The 18917-nt window shown below is 69.5% G+C and carries 20 protein-coding genes and 3 pseudogenes; 12 read left to right on the top strand and 11 right to left on the bottom strand.

Translation table 11 applies throughout. The annotated features are described in order from the left end of the window. Positions 1–229: 229 nt before the first annotated feature. The 5 genes and pseudogenes from ABZ490_RS50590 to ABZ490_RS50570 all read left to right on the top strand — a co-directional run bounded on the left by ABZ490_RS50590 (position 230) and on the right by ABZ490_RS50570 (position 3626). Entirely contained in the window at positions 230–1348 is a 1119-nt protein-coding gene (locus tag ABZ490_RS50590) for a hypothetical protein (protein WP_359007281.1), read from the top strand. 126 nt (positions 1349–1474) lie between these two features. Then, on the top strand, positions 1475–2188 hold the full coding sequence (msrA, locus tag ABZ490_RS50585) for a peptide-methionine (S)-S-oxide reductase MsrA (RefSeq protein WP_359007278.1): 714 nt from the start codon (positions 1475–1477) through the stop codon (positions 2186–2188). Between the two features lie 237 nt (positions 2189–2425). Then, positions 2426–2578: pseudogene (locus ABZ490_RS50580) on the top strand (DUF4291 family protein); the annotation flags it as partial. Positions 2579–2884: 306 nt separating this feature from the next. Further along, positions 2885–3199, top strand: a complete 315-nt coding sequence (locus ABZ490_RS50575) for a hypothetical protein (protein ID WP_359007275.1) — start codon at positions 2885–2887, stop codon at positions 3197–3199. Positions 3200–3245: 46 nt separating this feature from the next. Beyond that, the gene (locus ABZ490_RS50570) at positions 3246–3626 is read left to right on the top strand and encodes a hypothetical protein (RefSeq protein ID WP_359007272.1); all 381 of its coding nucleotides are present in this window, start codon (positions 3246–3248) and stop codon (positions 3624–3626) included. A gap of 301 nt (positions 3627–3927) precedes the next feature. Here ABZ490_RS50570 and ABZ490_RS50565 read toward each other — a convergent pair whose 3' ends face one another. Then, entirely contained in the window at positions 3928–4521 is a 594-nt protein-coding gene (locus ABZ490_RS50565; protein WP_359007284.1) for a DUF4291 domain-containing protein, read from the bottom strand. A 381-nt stretch (positions 4522–4902) separates the two neighbouring features. Beyond that, positions 4903–5730 carry a DUF6585 family protein gene (locus ABZ490_RS50560; protein ID WP_359007269.1) on the bottom strand — a complete coding sequence of 276 codons (828 nt, stop codon included), beginning with the start codon at positions 5728–5730 and terminating at the stop codon, positions 4903–4905. Positions 5731–5895: 165 nt separating this feature from the next. On the opposite strand from ABZ490_RS50560, the pseudogene ABZ490_RS50555 reads away from it, so the two are divergent. Beyond that, a pseudogene (locus ABZ490_RS50555) lies at positions 5896–6378 on the top strand (DUF4291 domain-containing protein); the annotation flags it as partial. Positions 6379–6446: 68 nt separating this feature from the next. After that, positions 6447–7019 carry a S1 RNA-binding domain-containing protein gene (locus tag ABZ490_RS50550; protein WP_359007266.1) on the top strand — a complete coding sequence of 191 codons (573 nt, stop codon included), beginning with the start codon at positions 6447–6449 and terminating at the stop codon, positions 7017–7019. 147 nt (positions 7020–7166) lie between these two features. Here the strand turns inward: ABZ490_RS50550 and ABZ490_RS50545 are convergent, their stop codons facing one another. Then, positions 7167–8564, bottom strand: a complete 1398-nt coding sequence (locus tag ABZ490_RS50545; RefSeq protein ID WP_359007263.1) for an MFS transporter — start codon at positions 8562–8564, stop codon at positions 7167–7169. Between the two features lie 126 nt (positions 8565–8690). On the opposite strand from ABZ490_RS50545, the gene ABZ490_RS50540 reads away from it, so the two are divergent. After that, positions 8691–9323: a helix-turn-helix domain-containing protein gene (locus ABZ490_RS50540; RefSeq protein ID WP_359007260.1), complete on the top strand. Its 633-nt coding sequence runs from the start codon at positions 8691–8693 to the stop codon at positions 9321–9323. A 99-nt stretch (positions 9324–9422) separates the two neighbouring features. On the opposite strand, the gene ABZ490_RS50535 is transcribed toward ABZ490_RS50540, so the two are convergent. Next, positions 9423–10028: a TetR/AcrR family transcriptional regulator gene (locus tag ABZ490_RS50535; RefSeq protein ID WP_359007257.1), complete on the bottom strand. Its 606-nt coding sequence runs from the start codon at positions 10026–10028 to the stop codon at positions 9423–9425. A gap of 117 nt (positions 10029–10145) precedes the next feature. On the opposite strand from ABZ490_RS50535, the gene ABZ490_RS50530 reads away from it, so the two are divergent. Next, the gene (locus ABZ490_RS50530) at positions 10146–11063 is read left to right on the top strand and encodes an alpha/beta fold hydrolase (protein ID WP_359007254.1); all 918 of its coding nucleotides are present in this window, start codon (positions 10146–10148) and stop codon (positions 11061–11063) included. A gap of 127 nt (positions 11064–11190) precedes the next feature. Here the strand turns inward: ABZ490_RS50530 and msrA (ABZ490_RS50525) are convergent, their stop codons facing one another. The 3 genes from msrA (ABZ490_RS50525) to ABZ490_RS50515 all read right to left on the bottom strand — a co-directional run bounded on the left by msrA (ABZ490_RS50525) (position 11191) and on the right by ABZ490_RS50515 (position 13442). Next, positions 11191–11703: a peptide-methionine (S)-S-oxide reductase MsrA gene (msrA, locus tag ABZ490_RS50525; RefSeq protein WP_359007251.1), complete on the bottom strand. Its 513-nt coding sequence runs from the start codon at positions 11701–11703 to the stop codon at positions 11191–11193. A 156-nt stretch (positions 11704–11859) separates the two neighbouring features. After that, entirely contained in the window at positions 11860–12666 is an 807-nt protein-coding gene (locus ABZ490_RS50520; protein WP_359007248.1) for a carbon-nitrogen family hydrolase, read from the bottom strand. A 5-nt stretch (positions 12667–12671) separates the two neighbouring features. Then, positions 12672–13442 carry a hypothetical protein gene (locus ABZ490_RS50515; RefSeq protein ID WP_359007245.1) on the bottom strand — a complete coding sequence of 257 codons (771 nt, stop codon included), beginning with the start codon at positions 13440–13442 and terminating at the stop codon, positions 12672–12674. Between the two features lie 133 nt (positions 13443–13575). Here ABZ490_RS50515 and ABZ490_RS50510 point away from each other — a divergent pair, with 133 nt between their 5' ends. Together ABZ490_RS50510 and ABZ490_RS50505 are read left to right on the top strand one after the other, a co-directional pair. After that, the gene (locus ABZ490_RS50510; RefSeq protein ID WP_359007243.1) at positions 13576–14691 is read left to right on the top strand and encodes a serine hydrolase domain-containing protein; all 1116 of its coding nucleotides are present in this window, start codon (positions 13576–13578) and stop codon (positions 14689–14691) included. Between the two features lie 70 nt (positions 14692–14761). Further along, entirely contained in the window at positions 14762–15175 is a 414-nt protein-coding gene (locus ABZ490_RS50505) for a hypothetical protein (RefSeq protein ID WP_359007240.1), read from the top strand. Between the two features lie 76 nt (positions 15176–15251). Here ABZ490_RS50505 and ABZ490_RS50500 read toward each other — a convergent pair whose 3' ends face one another. Next, the gene (locus ABZ490_RS50500) at positions 15252–16292 is read right to left on the bottom strand and encodes an NAD(P)-dependent alcohol dehydrogenase (protein WP_359007237.1); all 1041 of its coding nucleotides are present in this window, start codon (positions 16290–16292) and stop codon (positions 15252–15254) included. Between the two features lie 172 nt (positions 16293–16464). Between ABZ490_RS50500 and ABZ490_RS50495 the strand changes: the two genes are divergently transcribed. After that, positions 16465–17379 carry a helix-turn-helix transcriptional regulator gene (locus tag ABZ490_RS50495; RefSeq protein WP_359007235.1) on the top strand — a complete coding sequence of 305 codons (915 nt, stop codon included), beginning with the start codon at positions 16465–16467 and terminating at the stop codon, positions 17377–17379. Between the two features lie 2 nt (positions 17380–17381). Here ABZ490_RS50495 and ABZ490_RS50490 read toward each other — a convergent pair. The 3 genes and pseudogenes from ABZ490_RS50490 to ABZ490_RS50480 form a co-directional block, all read right to left on the bottom strand. Further along, positions 17382–17717: pseudogene (locus ABZ490_RS50490) on the bottom strand (antibiotic biosynthesis monooxygenase family protein); the annotation flags it as partial. A 24-nt stretch (positions 17718–17741) separates the two neighbouring features. After that, a complete protein-coding gene (locus ABZ490_RS50485; protein WP_359007232.1) occupies positions 17742–17939 on the bottom strand; it encodes a DUF397 domain-containing protein in 198 nt (65 codons plus the stop codon). Next, positions 17911–18774, bottom strand: coding sequence for a helix-turn-helix transcriptional regulator (locus ABZ490_RS50480; RefSeq protein ID WP_359007229.1), 864 nt, complete (start codon positions 18772–18774; stop codon positions 17911–17913). The genes ABZ490_RS50485 and ABZ490_RS50480 overlap by 29 nt, the downstream gene beginning before the upstream one ends. Positions 18775–18917: the final 143 nt, after the last annotated feature.

Here is an 18917-nt window from a genome sequence, read left to right as displayed (position 1 = left end):
CGCTCTTCCTATATTGAGCTCGGTGGGTTGGGGGCTCGGGGGTGTGCTGCCGGACGGCCGTCCGGCAGCAGCCCCGCGTTCCCGACCGGAAGAGACCCGAAGAGACCCGAAGAGACGGGGAGAGACGGGGAGAGACGGGGAGAGACGGGGAGAGACGGGAGAGACGTTTTTCCACAGGCTCCCGGGCCGGGGTTGGCCAATTGTCGGCGGCGTCTGGTTCGCTTGAGACATGGAAATTCTCTGGGTCCTGATGGCTCTGATCATGATCAGCTTCGTGCTGCTGCCGTTCCTGCGGCGCCGGCGCGGCATGATCGAGCAGGTCCCGGCGGGCCACCCTGACGCCGCGGACCCGGCCGACTACGGCTTCGTGCGCACGGAGGAGCTGGACATCCGCATGCCCGGCCCCGACCACGACCTGCTGGACGTCCTGGACGTGGTGCAGCACACCCAGGACTACCGGGCGGCACAGCAGCTGCTGGCCGGCACGGAGATCGCGGGCGAGCTGCGCTGGCAGCGGGTGCAGGCCTTCGCGGGCGCGGCCGCGCTGGAGCTCCAGCAGCGGCCGGGCGGGGTGAGTGAGGCGCCGGGCGGTCAGTGGCTGCGGGTGTGGCGGACGGAGGCGCCCAAGGACGCGGGCGGCGCCGCGGTGCACGCCGAGTTCCTGGTCCAGCAGGCCTGGCGGACGTCGACGCCGGGCACGGACGACTTCCGGATCATCATGGAGGAGGCGAAGGACGCCTGCGGCCAGGCGGCGCTGCTCTCCCCCGGTGACCCGGTCCCGTACATCGTCGAACTGTCGGTGGCGCGCGGTCTGCACTACTCGCAGGCCGAGTTCGAGCAGCTGTGGCTGAAGATCCTGGACCGCGCCCCCGCGCACATGGGCGCGCATCTGGCCGCCCTGCACTACTGGTGCGAGAAGTGGCACGGCTCGCGCGAGCTGGCGACCTCGTTCACGGAGGCGGCCGCGGCCCGCGCGCCGCAGGGTTCGCTGCTCGCCGCGATGCCGCTCTTCGGGGTCTTCGAGCACCTCCCCGAGGTCAACCTGGTCAGCAGCTTCTACCAGAGCGAGGTCGTGACGAAGGCGATCCACGGCGCCCTGTTCACGGTGCACGCGGCCCGCCCCGACGACCCGATGCTGGCGCACGTCCGCCATCTGCTGATCTTCTTCCTCGTCCGCAGCGAACGCTGGGCCGAGGCCATGAACCAGCTGATACACGTCGACGGCCATGTCGGCGCCCTCCCCTGGACGCTCTCCCCGGACCCGGCGGGCGAGTTCGCGGTGTACCGGGCGCTGGCGGTGGCGGGTTACGAGGCGAACGGGGGCAGTCCGGCGACGCTTCCTCAGTGACACGGGGCGGCGGGCGCCGCGGCAGGGGGTGACCGGAATGCCGGCCGGCGTGGCACGGTTTTCGAAACTGCCACTCATCGCCCCGCAGCCGCCACCACACAGCCAAGACACCGAGGAGCCCACGTCATGCTGTTCGGCCGTACGCCCGTCCTGCCCACCGCCGAGCAGGCGCTGGAGGGCCGCCCGGCGCCGATCTTCCGAGTCCCCGACCGCCACACCGTCCTCGGCACCCCGCTGCTCGGCCCCCACCCCGAGGGCCATGAGGTCGCCGACTTCGGCCTGGGCTGCTTCTGGGGTGCGGAGCGGAAGTTCTGGCAGCTCCCGGCCGGCGTGCGGACGACCCTGGTCGGCTATCAGGGCGGTCACACCGAGAACCCCACGTACGAGGAGGTCTGCTCCGGCCTGACCGGCCACACGGAGGTCGTCCGCGTGGTCTTCGACCCCGCCGTCCTCTCCTGCGAGCGCCTCCTGAAGACCTTCTGGGAGTCCCACGACCCCACCCAGGGCTTCCGCCAGGGCAACGACGTCGGCACCCAGTACCGCTCGGCGATCTACACCCACACCCCGGCCCACGCCACCACGGCCGCCGCCTCCCGCACCACGTACCAACACCTCCTGACTGCCTCCGGCCACGGCCCCATCACCACGGAGATCCTCCCGGCGACGGACCACCCCTTCTATCCGGCGGAGGGGTACCACCAGCAGTACCTGGCCAGGAATCCGGCGGGGTACTGCGGGATCGGCGGGACGGGGGTCCAGCTGAGTGACCCGGTCGGGACGGACCGGAAGGCGTCCTGCCCGACGGGGGTGCCTCGGGATGGGCGGCTGTGGGACCGGTGAGGATCGGCTGCCGGATGCCGCGTAGGCGCAGGTCGTAGAAGGCGGCCACGCAGTCGCGGCTGACGTGCCACCCACGCGCTGCCGACAGCGGAACTGCCGGGTCGGAGAGCCCCAACTGGTCTGCCGGCCAGGGTCCCGAAGGGGCACATGACGGTGCGGGGCGGTGCGCCCTGTCGTGGCGCACCGCGGTCGAAAATCAGTGGCCGGCCAAAACCGGTCGGCTCCACGCTGTACGCCATGGAAGAACCGCAACGCAGGATCCGTGCGGCCCACTCGGAATCCACGATCACCGTCTATCAGGCCTACCGTCCGGAGATCGGCGTGCCCGCCGCCCGCGAGGGCCGGTTCCCCACCGCGTGGAAGCGCGAACGGATGACGTGGATCAAGCCGCGTTCACAGACCTCATCTGGGTTGCCAGTGCTGTGACCGCATAGGCACCTCAGGCGTCTGACTCGTCAAGCTGAGTGGCTGTGGGCGCCTGGGAAGTCGAACATGGGCGGTTCGCCGTCCTGGCTTGCGTGCGCATCTCCGGTCGCGCAAGAGTGCGGTTGACGCGGACTCGTGGCTCATGGAGGCAGGACGGGGGCAGACAGGTGGTCGGAGTTTTCCGGGTGCCCTGCTGCAGTCCCAATCCTGCTGTACGGCCTTCTCGATCAGGCCGCCGCGGCCAAGGCCCAGCGTGCGCTCGTCAACACCATGTTCAGCATTGCCGAGATGAATCCGGCAATGCCGGAGGTCCTGCCGTTTCTGCTTCGTCTCGTAGCCGACCCGCAGGTTCCTGAGAGGCTCGGACTACTGGATCGTCTGGTCATGGTCGCCCGCTACTCCGAGCCGATCGATTCCGGCAACGAGGCCATGGCCCTGTGGTTCGGCAGCGACAACGATCATCCCGAGCGTGAGCAGTGCAGGGCCGTGTTCGCGCAACACGCGAGCGTGGTGGCGATGCTGCCGGAGGGCCTGATCAGCTCGGACAGCCGGGCAAAGCTTCGGCAGGCCGCCGGACTACTGTGAACGCATCAGGTTCACCGGGCTGGGGCCACGCGCGTTCGGATGTGCCATGACGCCCGATCCGGTCACGCGAACCGCACCTGTATGCCTGCGCGTGCCTGGCACGATCGCCGACATGCTCGAAGAGAAACTGGATGCGCTCTCGCGGATGACCGCCATGCACATGACCATGCCGTTCCCGCCCGGCTTTCGCGGCCTGGACGTCGAGGATCAAGACATGGTGATGCTCGACGCGGACGCCCATGGCTACGCGGCGAGCGTCCTCGAAGGACCTCTCTCCGAGCGGCACCGCGCAGACCTCACGCGGCTGGTGGCGGTGTTCGACAAGGTCCTCCCAGCGATCGACGACGAGTACGCGACCAGGTACTTCACGCACGTACACAGCATGGCCCTGCTGGCCGCCGAGGCCGAGAGCCTGCGCGAGAAATAGTGCTCGGACCGGGAACGCTCGGCGGGTCGGCTGCTCCGACGGTCGGATGCGCGGTGGCGGCCGAGGGCGATTGTCAAAGGGTCTGTGAACGGGGCTTGACATGGATCATTAAACCGCGTTCACAGACTTCATCCATGCTGTTGGTGGCATGGCCGTGACAGCTGCCGATGTGTTGCTCGCTTCGCGGGTGGGGCGAGCAGCGGTCCCGCGGTGGGAAATCATCCAGTTCGAGATGCGTCCCGGCGGTCATGTACTCCCGTGTGCCCCTGGGAGATGCCGGCCTCCCTGTCCGGACCGCCGGTCAGGGGCGCAAATGGGCCAGTAGTTCGTCGCCGGCGGGGTACGGCTGTTCCTGCGGGAGGAGTTGGGCAGCGGAGTCCGGTTCGCCGCGACTGACGAGCGCACGGATTTCGCGGGCGAGAGGGGTCACGTCACTGATGGACACGATCCACTCGTCCGCGTAGAGCGACGATGCCTCGCCCGAGAGCCCCAGTTGCAGCGAACGGTAAGGCAAGGGACGCAGGTTCAGGTCGCGTTCGGGATCCCACTGGACGCGGGCCGGTGCGCGCTTGAGGTCACGCTGCCAGGTCCTGCGATCGGAATGCAGCCCGCGGACGTAACTCGACAGGCAGGAGTGACGCAGCGCCCAGTCGAAGCCGTCGCGATCGATCTCGATGGCAAGAACGGTCCCCTGCCCGGCGCTCGTGCCCCAGTTGGAGCGGTACATCATCCACAGGAAGCTGGGTTTAATCCACGTCATGCGGTCAGGCTTCCACGCGGCGGGAAAGCGGCCGTCGCGGATGGCGGGCATTCCGATTTCAGGGGAGTACGCCTGGTAGACGGTGATCGTGGATGCCGTGTGGAGCGCGCGGATCCTGCGGTGCGGTTCTTCCATGGCGTACAGCGTGGGCTCGGCCGGCTCAGGTGGCCACAGGTTTTCGACCGTTGCCAACTGCGGGCGGCAGGCATTCCCCCAAGCGGGCCACGCAGCGTCTGTCTCATAGAGCGACATCTCAGCAATGCCGTACTCGAGGGACTGACGCGGCGGGCCCGGGTTGGTGGGGGAGCGACCGCGCGGCACACCGACGGATGGGACGTCGGCATGGAGGGTGGGACACCGCCGGCCCGAGAGGTTCACGGTCATGTGTGTGCGGGTGGACTGGAGCGGGCGGCCGTGTCCGGTGGCTGAGGACGTGCTGATCCAGCTGCGGCGACAGTTCCGCGGGGCTGAGCCCGGTCCTGGCGGGTAACGGTGGGGCATCGGCCGAGCCCTGACTCACCTGGTCTGTCGCGAGGCCCGTCGCAAGGCGTCCGACACGGTGAGGAACAGAACGGCGTCCGGCACGTCGGAGACCGGCACCCGGACCGGCTTGCGCTCACCGTTCACCACCACGCAGATGGTCGATCCCATCAGCTCGACCTCGCTGATCCTCTTCCAGTCCGTGACCGTGCCCCCGTGCTCGAGCCCGGCCAGGCTCACCGTGAACGGTCCGAACGCCACCCGCTCGCCGGTCTGCAACAACGCGCCGAGTTCGGCCATTCGGGCCGTGGCGTCCTCTTCGGCGATCCGGTTCTGGGTCGCGACCCAGCCGTTCGCGATCAGGGCGCCGATTTCCTGCGCGTCGGGCGTGTCACCCGACACCGTGAAGTTGCCGGCCGGCATCTGGACGTACACGGAATGGGTGGTGGACATGGTGACCCCGTTGCGTACGAGGTCCGTCGCGTGTCGCTGACATCCGGTGATCTCGTCCCAGGCCCCGGCGATCGGGGACTGCGCACCGTGCTGGTACACGACACCATGCTCGAAGACGGCACACCATTCCACCGGTCTGAACCATGCGACCAGAGGGACGGCGATCGCCCCGAGGAAGGTGCACCCGCCGAGAATGATGAAGAGGATCGCGTTCGTCCACTCGCTCTCACCGCTGATGACGAAGATCATCATCACGCACAGCGCGGTGACCAGGAGCAGCATGAACGAGCCCCACCAGGACACCGCACTGGTCCGTGAGCGAAAGGCGTACAGACCGGCGCCCAACTGCCGCTCCGCCGCCGCGCTCGGCACGGTCGCCGGGATCTCGTCCCAGAGGTTTCGGGCCGCCATCGCCACTCCCATCGTGCGCCGCTGCTCCACAACAGGCCTATGTGCAGGCCGAGTTGACGGTCCGAAATATCATCGAGATGCTACGACGCCTGGCTGGAAAGCGGTAGACGGCTGTCGTGCCTAGGAAGTTGATGGTCCCCGGCGGCAGAGGTCTGCGAACACGGCTTGACATGGATCAAGCCCAGCTTTCTGTGGATGATGTACCGCTGCGGGTGGGGCACGAAGGAGGGGCAGGAGACCGTTCTGGCCGTGGAGATCAGCCGGGAGGGCTTCGAGTGGGCGTTGCGGCACGCGTGTCTGTCGCACTTCGTGCCCGAGCTGCATGCAGACCAGGCCGGGTGGAAGCGGCAGTTGAGGCGGGCGCCGACGCGGGTGCAGTGGGATCCGGAGCGGGATCTGCGGTTGCGCCCCTTGCCGTATCGGTCATTGCAGTTGGGCCTCGCGGGGGAGGCGACCGAGCGGTACGCGGACGAGTGGATCGTCGGCATCAATGACGTGACGCCGCTGGCGCGGCAGGTTCACGGGCATGTGCGTGCGGGTGAACTGGAGCGAGCGGCCGCGTTGTTGCCGGAGGAGCGGCCGTATCCGGTGGCGGAGGATGTGCAGACGCATCTGCGGCGACAGGCCCGCAGGCGGTCTGTGTCCTGACGGGCCTGTCGGTGGCCCCTGCCTCACAACTCGCCCGGGTAACAGATGTCGCGTGCCATGATCAGCGGATGCGCGAGTACTCCTGGCCTTCCGAGAACGGCTGGTGCCAGGCAACCGCTGACGACGTGGCCTGGGCCGAGACGGTTCGTGCTCTGCCCGTCGGCACCCCGATCGCCGGTGAGGTCATCGGCAGACAGCCCTTCGGCGTCTTCCTCTCCATGGACGGTCGCCCTGAAGCCGTCGGCCTGGCCAGAGTCGACAGGATGCCCCGGTGCATGGAACTGCCGACCGTGGGACAACGCGTCGCCGGCGAGGTGGTCTGGCACGCCGAGCACAATCACCAGGTGGGCATCGCGCTTCGCGAGTGGGCCGAGCACGAGGACCTGCTCCCCCGGTTCGTGGAGCGTGTCGGCCAGGTTGTCCCTGGACACATCACGAAGATCACGCCGAACGGGTTCCTCGTACGCATCGCCGACTGTGTGGAAGGGCGTGTGCCGCTCACCGGGCCGGTCCCGGACCTTGCGAAGAGCATCAGCGAGGGTCAGGGCGTATCGGTGCGGATAGTCGACGTCGACCTCGAAGGGGGCCGAGTTCGGCTGGTGGCCGAAGACGTCGGCCAAGGCCTGCCGGTGTGGAGGTGATCGCCCTCCGCGTCGGTGGCCGTGGCTCGCAGATCCTCCGCCAGTACCGCCGTGCTGACGGAATCACCAGCAATGGATGGGCACGTTCCGCGGGAGCTCGACGAGGAGGCGGGCGGCACCCCTCGACGGACAACGCGTCGCGGTGAGTCACGCCGGCCCTTGCGCTGGTGGGGAAGCGGGGCTCGTGGTCGCCTCCTTCGGCCGTGATGCGTGGGCGACAGGGAGGAGCAGTACGCCACAGAGGGCGACCAGGATCCAGCCAGGGCGGGACGCGTGGGCGAGCCCCGTCGGGCTGCTGGCGCTGACCAGGCCGCCGGCGAGAGCGATGCCGAGGGCGGAGCCGAGTTGCCGTGCGGTGGAGGTGATCGCCCCGGCCACGCCGGCCCGCGCGGGCGGCAGTCCGTTGACCGCGGTGTTGGTGATGGGGGCGTTGGCGAAGCCGAACCCGATGCCGATGAGCGTGTACGCGGCCAGCAGCAGGAGCACGCTCGTGTGCGGGGTGAGCCGGACCAGGCAGAGGCCGCCGACCGTGATGAATCCGCCGGCAAGGAGCAGTGGCAGCCGCGGTCCCGTGCGGCCGACCATGCGGCCGGACCAAGGGGCGCAGACGGTCGCTCCGACGGCCAGGGGCAAGGTCGCCACGCCGGCGGCCAGCGGCGTCCATTCCCGGGTGTGCTGGAGGTAGAGGGTGTTCAGCAGCAGTGTCATGTTCAGAGCGACGAAGACCGCCACCGCGCCCACGACGGCACCGCTGAACGCCGGGCGCCCGAAGAGCCGAGGATCCATCAGCGGCTCATGTCGGCGGGACCCGACCCACGCGAATCCGGCTGTCGCCACGGCAGCCCCTGCGTATCCCGCCAGCGCCGCGGGCGACGTCCAGCCGATGCGCGGCCCCTCGATCAGGACGCCGACCACGACTGCGAGGACCATGGTCAGCAGGAGTTGACCGGGCAGGTCGAGGCGCCGGGCCCGCTGTGCCCGGGACTCCGGCACGAACACCGCGCTGAGCAGCAGAGCGGCCGCGACAACGGGTGCGTTGATCCAGAACAGCGCCCGCCAGTCGAGCCCCGCGAGCAGCGCGCCGCCCGTGACGGGTCCGGCGGCCATGCTCAGTCCGAACACCGACGCCCAGATGCCGATCGCCTGCGCCCGTTCCTTGGGGTCCGGCATCGCGTTCACCACGATCGCGAGCGCCACGGGGCTGAGCATCGAGGCGCCGATGCCCTGTAGGGCGCGGGCTGCGACGAGTACGCCCGCCGACGGGGCGAGCGCGCAGAGCAGTGAGGCCGTGCCGAACACGGCCAGGCCGCACTGGAACACCCGGCGGCGTCCGAATCGATCGGCCAGTGCGCCGGAGGAGACCAGGAGGCTGGCCAGGACGAGGGTGTAGGCGTCCACGATCCATTCGAGACCGCGTGTGTCGACGTCCAGGCCGTGCCCGATGGCCGGCAGACCCACGTTGACGATGGTGGTGTCCAGGCCCACCAGGAACATGCTCAGGCAGCAGACGGCCAGTACCGTCCAGCGTCTGCGCGTACTCAGCATCGGTCGAAGAGGGTGGGTCGTCGCGGTCACGGTCTACCTCTGATCTCCGGGAACAGTGCCCGGCAAGGCTCGGCCCGAGCGGCGGCCGCAGCCCATCGATTTTGCGAACACTGCAAAAATGGCCCCATGAACACAGGATCCGGGGACGCGGAGCTGGAGCAGATCCTCGAAGGCATCGGGCCCCGGCTGCGCAGGCTGCGCCGGGAACGGGGACTCACGCTCGAGGCACTCGCGGCCACGACCGGGATCTCGGTCAGCACACTGTCCCGGGTGGAATCGGGCATTCGGCGCCCGACCCTGGACCTGCTCATCCCGCTGGCACGGGCGCACCGCGTCGCACTCGACCAACTGGTGGCGGCGCCGGCCAGCGGTGACCCTCGGGTGCACCTCCGGCCCCTGCACAAGGAGCGCGGGAGCGTCCTTGTTCCCCTGACGCAGTACCCGGGCCGCGTGCAGGTCTTCAAGCAGGTACTGGCACCCCGTCGGCCGGAACTGGTCACCCACGAGGGCTACGAATGGCTCTACGTCCTCGCCGGTCGGCTACGCCTTGTCCTCGGGGCGCAGGACTTCACGTTGCGGCCCGGCGAAGTGGCCGAGTTCGACACCACCGAGCCCCACTGGTTCGGCCCCGCGGACACGAGCGCCGTGGAGATCCTGCACCTGTTCGGTCCACGAGGAGACCAGGCCGTCGTCCGCGCCGGACCGTCCACCGATCCCACCCCGCCCACCGCCCGGAACCCACCGTCGACAACGCCATGATCCGCAACAACTGATCCTCTCCGGAGTCGCCGGCAGGCGGCATGCAGGCACCTGGGTCACCCTGCCGCGTTCGCAGACCCCGTCAGCGCACGAGAGCTGTCAATCGACCTGGAAGATCCGGTTCAGGTGAAGATCCAGGATCGCGGTTGCGGACTCCGGGCTGCGCTGGCCGACCAGGATGCTGGTGCCGAGTCCGGCCGACATGGCGAGCAGGCTGACCGCTTCGGCTCTCGCATCGATTCCGGGCCCGGTGAGACCGGCCTCTTCCGCCTGCCGGAGGAGCTCGGTGAGGGTGCCCTCGGCGGCATCCGGGTTCGCGATGAAGGGCTGGGCGGCGAGGGCCTCGTCGGTCACGGCCAGGACGGCGTACGAGGTGTAGAGGAAGTGGAACGTACGGCTCTCGTCGTCGGTCGGCAGGGCCGCCATCAGAAGCGCCTCGATCACGGCGCGTGGGCCCGGACCGCTCCCGGCGGCTCGGACCCGCGCGGCGACCCGCTCTCCGAACCTTTCCGTCAGATGGTGCAGCCCGAAGAGCAGCAGCTTTTCCTTGGTCTCGAAGTAGTACTGGACCAGCCGCAGTGACACACCGGCCTCCGCCGCCACGTCGCGCATCCCCACGGCGTGCAGCCCGCGCCGCCCCGCGACCCTGACGAGCGCCTCGGCGATCTCGGTTCGTCGTTGTGCGTGGTCCACGCGCTTCGGCATCGGTCGCGCCTCTCGTCCGTCTACGCCTGCTGCTCGGCCGTTTTCATGATACAGCTGTACCAATTTTATGGTACGGTCGTACCACGATCGAGTTGTTGCCTCTGGAGGTGGCCTTCCTTGCCCGAGACCACGACCCGCGAACGCGCGCGACCCGACGTAGGGCGGTATGTGAGCGACGCCCTTCGTGAGCGTTACCTCTCCGCGTGCGACGCCGTCTACGCGATGGGTGCGCCGGCTGTCGCGCAGGAGGACGTGGAGACCAGCTTCGGGACGACGCACGTCTACCGGTACGGCCCGGGCGACCCGGCCGACGCCTCCCGCACCCCGGTGGTACTGGTGCACGGCGCCGGCAGTTGCTCCGCGATGTGGTACCCGAACACTCCGGCGCTCAGCGCCGAGCGCACCGTCTACGCGATCGACACACCGGGCGACCCCGGCCGCAGTGATCAGCGTGAACCCCTTCACCAGCCCGAACGTGCCGCCCAGTGGCTGGACGAGACACTCGCCGGACTCGGCCTCGACCGTGTCCACCTGGTCGGTTCCTCGTACGGAGGATGGCTCGCCCTCAATCAGGCACACCGCAGGCCCGCACGCCTCGCCTCGGTCACCCTGCTCGACCCGGGCGGCCTCGAGAAGGTCGGCCTGCGTTTCTTCGTCTGGATCTTCGTCAGTCTCTTCGCGACCTTCGCGCCCACGGCGCTGCGTCCTCGACTGGCGGCCTGGCTGGAGCAACCGGTCCTCGTCGTGCCGCAGCTGCGCGCGATGATCAGAGCGGGCGTCCGCGCCTACCGCATTCGCCGCCCGGCTCCGCTGCCGCTGTCCGACGAGGAACTGTCCACCATCCGCACCCCGCTCTATCTGGTGCTCGGCAAGCGAAGCCTTCTTGTCCATCCCATGCGGCAGGTGGAGCGTGTTCCGCGGCTGATACCGGGCGCCCGGGCCGAGATCGTCTCGAACACCGGTCACGGACCGCAGATCGACCACGCGGACGAGGTCAACCGCCGGATGCTGGGCTTCATGGACTCGATCGGCTGACGGGCCCGGTCCTCGCGGTGGGCCATCTCCCCACCGAATGATTCCGCAGTGGTACACCGAGCCTCACCGGGACCCGGCCCGCGCGCCGGGTCCCGGTGAGGCTCCGCTGCCAGGGGTCGTCCCGCCGTCAGCCCTCCGTGCGGGTCGGCAGGCGCCAGCCCGGGCGGGGGAAGTGGCAGGTGTAGCCGTCGGGGTAGCGCTGGAGGTAGTCCTGGTGCTCCGGCTCGGCCTGCCAGAACGGGCCGACCGGCTCCACCTCCGTGACGACCTTGCCGGGCCACAGGCCGGAGGCGTCCACGTCCGCGATCGTGTCCTCGGCGACCCGCTTCTGCTCGTCGTCCACGTAGTAGATCGCCGAGCGGTAGCTGAGGCCGATGTCGTTGCCCTGGCGGTTCTTGGTGCTCGGGTCGTGGATCTGGAAGAAGAACTCCAGGATCGCGCGGTAGTCGGTCTGCTCGGGGTCGTAGAGGATCTCGATGGCCTCCGCGTGCGTGCCGTGGTTACGGTACGTCGCGTTCGGCACGTCACCCCCGGTGTAGCCGACCCGGGTCGCCGTCACGCCGGGGAGCCGGCGGATCAGCTCCTCCATCCCCCAGAAGCATCCGCCCGCCAGCACGGCCCTCTGCGTCTGCGCAGCCATTACGGCCCCTCCAATGTCGTTCAGCTCGGTACCTCGGTCGCTCGGTCACTCGGGCTGTCCGGCTCGTACATCACCGGCATTCCCTGACCACTGTCGTCAACGCGCGGGGGGACCTCACGATTCCGTCCGGGCCCGGCCCCGCCCCGCACCCGCGCCTCACCGCCGTACCGGCGCCCCGATCGCCAGCACCCGGTCGCGCAGGACGGGCAGTTCGGAGCGGATGCGGGTGAGTTCGGAGAGGGTCAGGTCCGCGGTCACCGTCTCCTCCGTGGTGCCCGCCTCGGCCAGGACCGTCCCCCAGGGGTCGATGATCATGCTGTGGCCCAGTTGGCGCATGTCGCCGTGGGTGCCCGTGGCGCAGCACGCCAGGAGGAAGACCTGCTCCTCCAGGGCCCTGGTGCGGGTCAGGAGCTGCCAGTGGGTGAGGCGGGTCGCGGGCCAGGCGGCGGGTACCGTGATCAGTTCCGCGCCCGCGTCGAGCAGGCCACGGAAGAGTTCGGGGAAGCGCAGGTCGTAGCAGGTGGCCAGGCCGATCACTCCCAGCTCGGTGGGTACCGTCACGATGTCGTCGCCGCCGCCCATCAGCATCGCCTCGCCGGTGTCGAAGCCGTACCGGTGGATCTTGCGGTACCGGCCGCGCAGGTCACCGGAGCGGTCGAAGAGGAGCGCGGTGTTGTACAGGGTCCCGTCCCCGTCCCGCTCGACGATCGAACCGGCGTGGAGCCACACCCCGGCCTGCCGGGCCGCCGCGGACATGGCCTCGGCGGTGGGGCCGTCGACGCCTTCGGCTTCCTGGTCCCAGCGGTCGTACGACCAGGCTCCGGCCGCCCACAGCTCCGGCAGCACCACCAGGTCGTCGCCCGCCCGGTCGCGGACCAGCGAAGCCGCCCGGCGGCGCCGCTCGTCGGCGGAGTCCGACCCGTCCGACGAGTCCACGGACAGCTGGATCAGCGAGACGCGCATGGCCGTCACCTCCGGGACCGTTTCGGCACGGTCCGAGGGAATGTGTCCCTTACGAGGGTAAGGAGCCACCCACCCGTCCCGCGCCTCGACCGGCGGATCCGGTGCCAGGCGGGGCGGGGGCACGGGCCCTGCGGGGTGGTCTTGAGGAAGTCGCGGTACGGCACCCGGCGCGGGGGCACGCCGATCTCCACCCAGTGGGCGCCCTTGGAGGAGTTGAAGGCCCAGCCGTCACCCGGGATGCGGACGTGGTCGTCGCGGTCGTCCTTGTTCTGCGAGGTGATCTGCAGGACCTTCGCGTGGGCCGGTCCGCGGCCGACGACCACACAGTAGTGACGGGCCGTCTCCTCCCGCTCACGGAACGGCACCATCGCCAGCCACACCTCGCCCGGCAGGGGTCTGCCCCGCTCCCAGCGGCGCAGCAGCCGCCGGAAGGCGAAGGCCGTCGCACCCGCCGCGAGGCTCTCGACGCCGGCCTCCAGGCTCCAGTTGCCGGTGTCCATCCGCTGCCGCAGCCACAGCGCCTCCGCGAGACAGATTCCGAGGAGCAGCAGCCCCAGGGCGAGGGCCGCCGGGAGCCGGCCGGGCCTGCGGCGGCCCGCGGACCAGGCGATGACGGTGGCCGTGAGGAGGGAGGCGAGGATCAGCAGGGTCATCTCGCCGAAGTCGAGCCGCTGCGGGGGTGTCTGGACCGCCATCAGGTCGTACATCCAGACCGGCATGACGAGGAACTCGCCGATGATGACCAGGAACAGCGCGATACCCAGGCAGCCGAACATACGTTCCCCCCTCGTCGTCCGTACGCCAACTCCTCGGGACGGTATCGGGCCCCGGTGACCCCTGACGTCAGTAGATCTACGTAGCCCAGGAATTCGGTTGCCCTGCCACCCGTCGGCGCGGGCTAATACCCCTATGGCTGACACGGCTGACATCCACGGCTCGTACGACGATCTGTTCTCGGCGGTGCCCACCGCACTCGCCGCGTTGCTGGACGGCGGGGACGTCGGCGGCTCGGTGGCCGTGTTCGTGGACGGCGAGGCGGTGGTCGACGTCTGGGGCGGGTTCGCCGACGCGGAGCGGACGGTGCCGTGGCAGCGCGACACGCTCGTCAACGTCTACTCCGTCACCAAGACGATGACCGCGCTGTGCGCGCTGGTGCTCGCCGACCGGGGTGAGCTGGACCTGGACGCGCCGGTCGCCCGGTACTGGCCCGAGTTCGCCGCGGCGGGCAAGGAGGGCGTGCTGGTACGGCACCTGCTCTCGCACACGGCGGGGCTGCCGGAGTGGGACGGTCCGGTGGCGGAGATCTACGACTGGCCGGCCGCCACGGCCCGGCTCGCCGCGCGACCGACCGACTGGGAGCCGGGCAGCGCGGCCGGGTACCACTCACTCACCCAGGGTTTCCTCGTGGGCGAGGTCGTACGACGGATCAGCGGCCGCACTCCGGGCGCCTTCTTCGCCGACGAGATCGCCGGGCCGCTGGGCGCCGACTTCCACCTGGGCCTGGGCGCCGAGCACGACGGACGGGTGGCGCTCACGGTGCCGCCGCCGGGGCAGGACGAGGACTACGCCGCGAGCGCGCCGGACGCCCCCGAGGGCACCGGCGGGACCCCCCTGCGGGTCCGGGACGGGAACGGCGTGGCCTGGCGCCGGGCGCAGATCCCGGCCGCGAGCGGCTTCGGCAACGCCCGTTCGGTCGCCCTCGTCCAGTCGGTGCTGGCCTGCGGGGGCACGGTCGGCGGCGTACGGCTGCTGTCGCCGGCGGGCTGTGCCCGTGCGGAGGAGGAGCAGTTCGACGGCGAGGACCGGGTGCTGGGCCGGTCGATGCGCTGGGGGCTGGGCTACGGACTGTTCGGCGGCACGTTCGGCTGGGGCGGCTGGGGCGGCTCGCTGGTGATGATCGAGCCCGAGTCTCGGATGACGGTGGCGTACGTGACGAACCAGATGCGCGAACCGGCGCAGGACAGCCGCGGACTGGAGGTCGTGATGTCCGTCTACGACGGGCTCAAGGGGCTGCGCAACGCCTGACCGAGCAGGGACCGAGCAGGGACCGAGCAGGGAGGGAACCTGATCGGGGGCGGTGCGCATCATGAGGGGCATGAGTACCGACACGCTCACGGACCTGGACACCGGCCCTGTCACCGGGCCCGACGCCGCCGACGAGGGATGGCGGATCGCCTCCGCCTCCGTCGTACTGCTCGCCGTCGGGGTGCTGATGGCGTACGGCTTCAATGTGTTCGAGGACCGGCACGCCGCCGCCGAGCTGGACGCCTGCCGTACGCTGCCGCACACCTGGCCAATGTACGCGGCGGCCTGCGCCGGGCTGCTCGCCACCCTCGCGTCCGTGGCGTTCGCCGCGCGGCGGCTGCTGCTGCCGCGCCGCCCGCGCGGGCCGGTGCAGATGGCGGGGATGGTGCTGCCGGCCGCGGTCCTGCTGCTCGTCCTCCAGGCCATGATCGTGTGGTCGGTGTTCCACCCGGAGGCATTCGAAGCGCTCGACTGCCTCCGCTGACACCGGGCGGCAAGCGAAGGGCCCCGGGCTGGTACGCCCGGAGCCCCTCTCATACGACCGTACGAGCGTACGACCGTCAGATGGTCGCCGTGTCGATCACGAACCGGTACCGCACATCGCTCGTCAGCACGCGCTCGTACGCGTCATTGATCTCCTCCGCGGCGATGACCTCGATCTCGGCGCCGAAGCCGTGCTCCGCGCAGAAGTCCAGCATCTCCTGGGTCTGCGCGATGCCCCCGATCGCGGAACCGGCGAGGGTCTTGCCGCCGCCGATCACCGAGAACAGGTTGAGGGAGATCGGCTCCTCGGGGGCGCCCACGTTCACCAGCGCGCCCTCGGGCCTCAGCAGCGAGAGGTAGGCGTTGAAGTCCAGCGGGGCCGAGACCGTGGAGAGGATCAGGTCGAAGGTGCCGCGCAGGTCCTGGAAGGTCTGCTCGTCGCTGGTGGCGTAGTAGTGGTCGGCGCCCAGCTTCAGGCCGTCGTCCTTCTTGCGCAGCGACTGCGACAGCACGGTCACCTCGGCGCCGAGCGCGTGCGCGATCTTGACGGCCATGTGGCCGAGGCCGCCCATACCGAGGACCGCGACCTTCTTGCCGGGGCCGGCGTTCCAGCGCTTGAGCGGGGAGTACGTCGTGATGCCCGCGCACAGCAGGGGCGCCGCGACGTCGAGGGCGAGGCCGTCGGGGATGCGGACGGCGAAGTTCTCGTCGACGACGATCTTCTGGGCGTAGCCGCCGTAGGTGGGCTCGCCGTCCTTGCCGACCGCGTTGTACGTGCCGACGGCGCCGCCGGTGCAGTACTGCTCCAGGTCGGCCTTGCAGTTGTCGCACTCGCGGCAGGAGTCGACGAGACAGCCGACGCCGACCCGGTCGCCGACGGCGTACTTGGTGACACCGGGGCCGACCTCGGCGACGATGCCCGCGATCTCGTGGCCCGGGACCATCGGGAAGATGGCCTCGCCCCAGCCCTCACGGGCCTGGTGGATGTCGGAGTGGCAGATGCCGGCGAACTTGATGTCGATCAGGACGTCGAACTCGCCGACCGGACGGCGCTCGATCGTCGTGCGCTCCAGCGGAGCCTTGGCGGCGGGTACGGCGTACGCGGCAACGGTGGTCATGCCGGGGATCTCCTAGCGGGGGGATTGTCGTCCCGGCCTGCTTTCCGGCCGGTACGGCGTCCAGCCTGCCGGAGCCACGGGGATCCACCCAGGTCACGCCTTTGCGTACGTCTGGCGTGCCTACTACTGGCGGGGTCAGGATCGCAGTCGTACGACCGTGAATACTGGATGTATGGACTCCCTGCCCGACCTCCCCGAGCCGTCCGGCGCGCCCCTGGACCGGCGTGCCGAGCTGAGCGAGTTCCTGCGCACCCGGCGGGCCCGGCTCAAGCCGGAGGACGTGGGACTGCCGGACTTCGGCCGCCACCGCCGCGTACCCGGGCTGCGGCGCGAGGAGCTGGCGCAGCTGGCCGGGGTCTCGGTGGCGTACTACACCCGCCTGGAACAGGGCAACGGGCGGAACGTCTCGGCGGAGGTCCTCGACTCCATCGCGCGGGCCCTGCGCCTGACCGACGCCGAGCACGCCCACCTCACCCACCTCGCGAAGCCGAAGCACAAGAAGAAGCAGACCGCGCGCCCGCAGCAGGTGCGGGTCGCGCTCCAGCAGCTGCTCGACGCGATGGACGGCGTACCCGCGTACGTCGCCGGGCGGCGGGCCGAGATCCTCGCCTGGAACCGGATGGCGGCCGCGGTCTTCGGCGACTGGGCCGAGCTGCCGCCGGCCGAGCGGAACTGGGCGCGGATGGTGTTCCTCAAGCCGGAGTACCGGGAGCTGTTCGTGGACTGGGAGCAGAAGGCGATCGACGTCGTCTGCGCGCTGCGCATGAACGCCGGCTGCTATCCCGACGACCCGCGCCTGTCCGCCCTCGTCGGTGAACTCTCCGTCAAGAGCGAGGAGTTCCGCCGTCTGTGGGCGACCCACGACGTGAAGGAGAAGAGCCACGGCGTGAAGCATCTGCGGCACCCGCTCGTCGGCGAGCTCTTCCTCAACTTCGAGGGCCTCAAGCTCGCGGACGACGGCGACCAGACGCTGGTGACCTACCACGCGGACCCCGGCTCCGCCTCGGCGGAGGCGCTGCGCCTGCTGGCGGCGTGGGGGACGGACGCGACACGGGCGGGCTCTCAGGCGTCGTCGCCCTCTCCCTGATACGGCGGAGCCGCACCCTCTCCGCGTACCGCCGTGACCTTGTAGTGCCGCATTTCCTCTATGGCCGCGACGTACGGCCGGATCTCGGCGAGGAAGGCGGGAAACAGGTCCGACTTCCGGAACCCCTGGAGGTGGTCCTCGGTGGACGTCCAGGTGATCCGCAGGATGAAGTGCTCGAAGTCCTCCTCGCAGCGGGCCAGTTCGTAGTCCACGCAGTGCGGGGAGGCCGCGAGGTGGACCGCGGCGCGGGTGTAGGCGGCGAGGAACTCGGCGGAGCGTTCCTCGGGAATGCGGTAGCGGATGTATTCGACCGTGGTGGCGGGTTCGGGTGCCGTCATGGAGGGAGGACCGTGTTCGCTCTCTCAGCGCAGTGATGCGAGGAAGGGGGACCAGGCGGTGGGGGTGAGGAGGAGGGTGGGGCCGTGGGGGAGCTTGGAGTCTCGGATGGGGATGAGGTGGGGGAGATTGCAAGCTACCTCGACGCAGTTTCCGCCGCTTTCATTGCTGTAGCTGCTCCTGAGCCATTGAGCGTCACTCAAGTCGATCCGGTTGCTTGCCATTTCGATAATCCTCTGCCGCAGCCTTGATCATGGCGAGGGACGTGTCTGGTGCAAGTGCGACGGCCCTGAGCCGATCGTATGCCTTGCGGTACTCCTGGACGAGGGCCGGATCATCGATCGTGCCTCCGCTGTAGGACGCCTCGGTGTAGATCAGCGGCGGGGCCTCCGGGAAGGTCATGGTCATGACGGAGGCAGCCATCAGGGGATACACCCCTCGCCTCCGCTGAATGATCTGCGGAGTGATCCGACGGCGTTCCGCCAACCTCACGATTCGATCGAGCTGTTCAGCCATCTCTGGGGGCGACAGGATCGAATCGGTGATCAGCGACTCGTGCAGGATCACCCAGTACTCCGGGGTGCGATGGTTCACCTCGAAGAGATCGGCCCGCGCCATTCGGGCACTGACCTTCTCCTCCACCTCCGCGTCGAGGGACAGCGGGAGCCCGGCCAGAATCACAGCGCGCGCATACGCAGGAGTCTGTAGCAGCCCCGGGAGCAGTGTCGGGCACCACTCCTCGATCGTCGCGGCATGCTTCTCCGCTTCGAGAACCTTCTCGAAGTACTCGGCGTGCCCCACCCTGCGGGCTTTCCGCACCGACTCACAGTTCCGCTCGAAGAACCCGTCCGTCCCCAGCACACGATCCGCATGCCGCGCCAGATCGATCGGCATCCTCCGCTCCCCGTGCTCGATGTCACTCAGGTACGTCTTCCCGTAGAAGCTGCCTTCGAGGAACGCATCCAACGACAGTCCCGCCGCCTCCCTCTTCCACCGCAACTCCTTGCCGTAGAAGGTCGGAACGCTCATCGAGCCGTCAATGTCCTTGCCCCGGGCCACCGCTCACCCTCCTCCGCCGTACGGATCGCGAACGCGAAACCTCTTTCACGGTAGCCAGTCATCCCGAGGCCTTTCGGCCTCACCCCGGGGCCGGGAAAATGGGGCGGGGTGCCCGTCCGGAGGACGTCGTTTTTGCTTGGTGC

The organism is Streptomyces sp. NPDC005811, from assembly GCF_040630405.1.
Classification (GTDB): Bacteria; Actinomycetota; Actinomycetes; order Streptomycetales; family Streptomycetaceae; genus Streptomyces.
The sequence above is the reverse complement of the archived record's forward strand: the minus strand, read 5'-3'. Positions and strand labels throughout refer to the sequence as shown.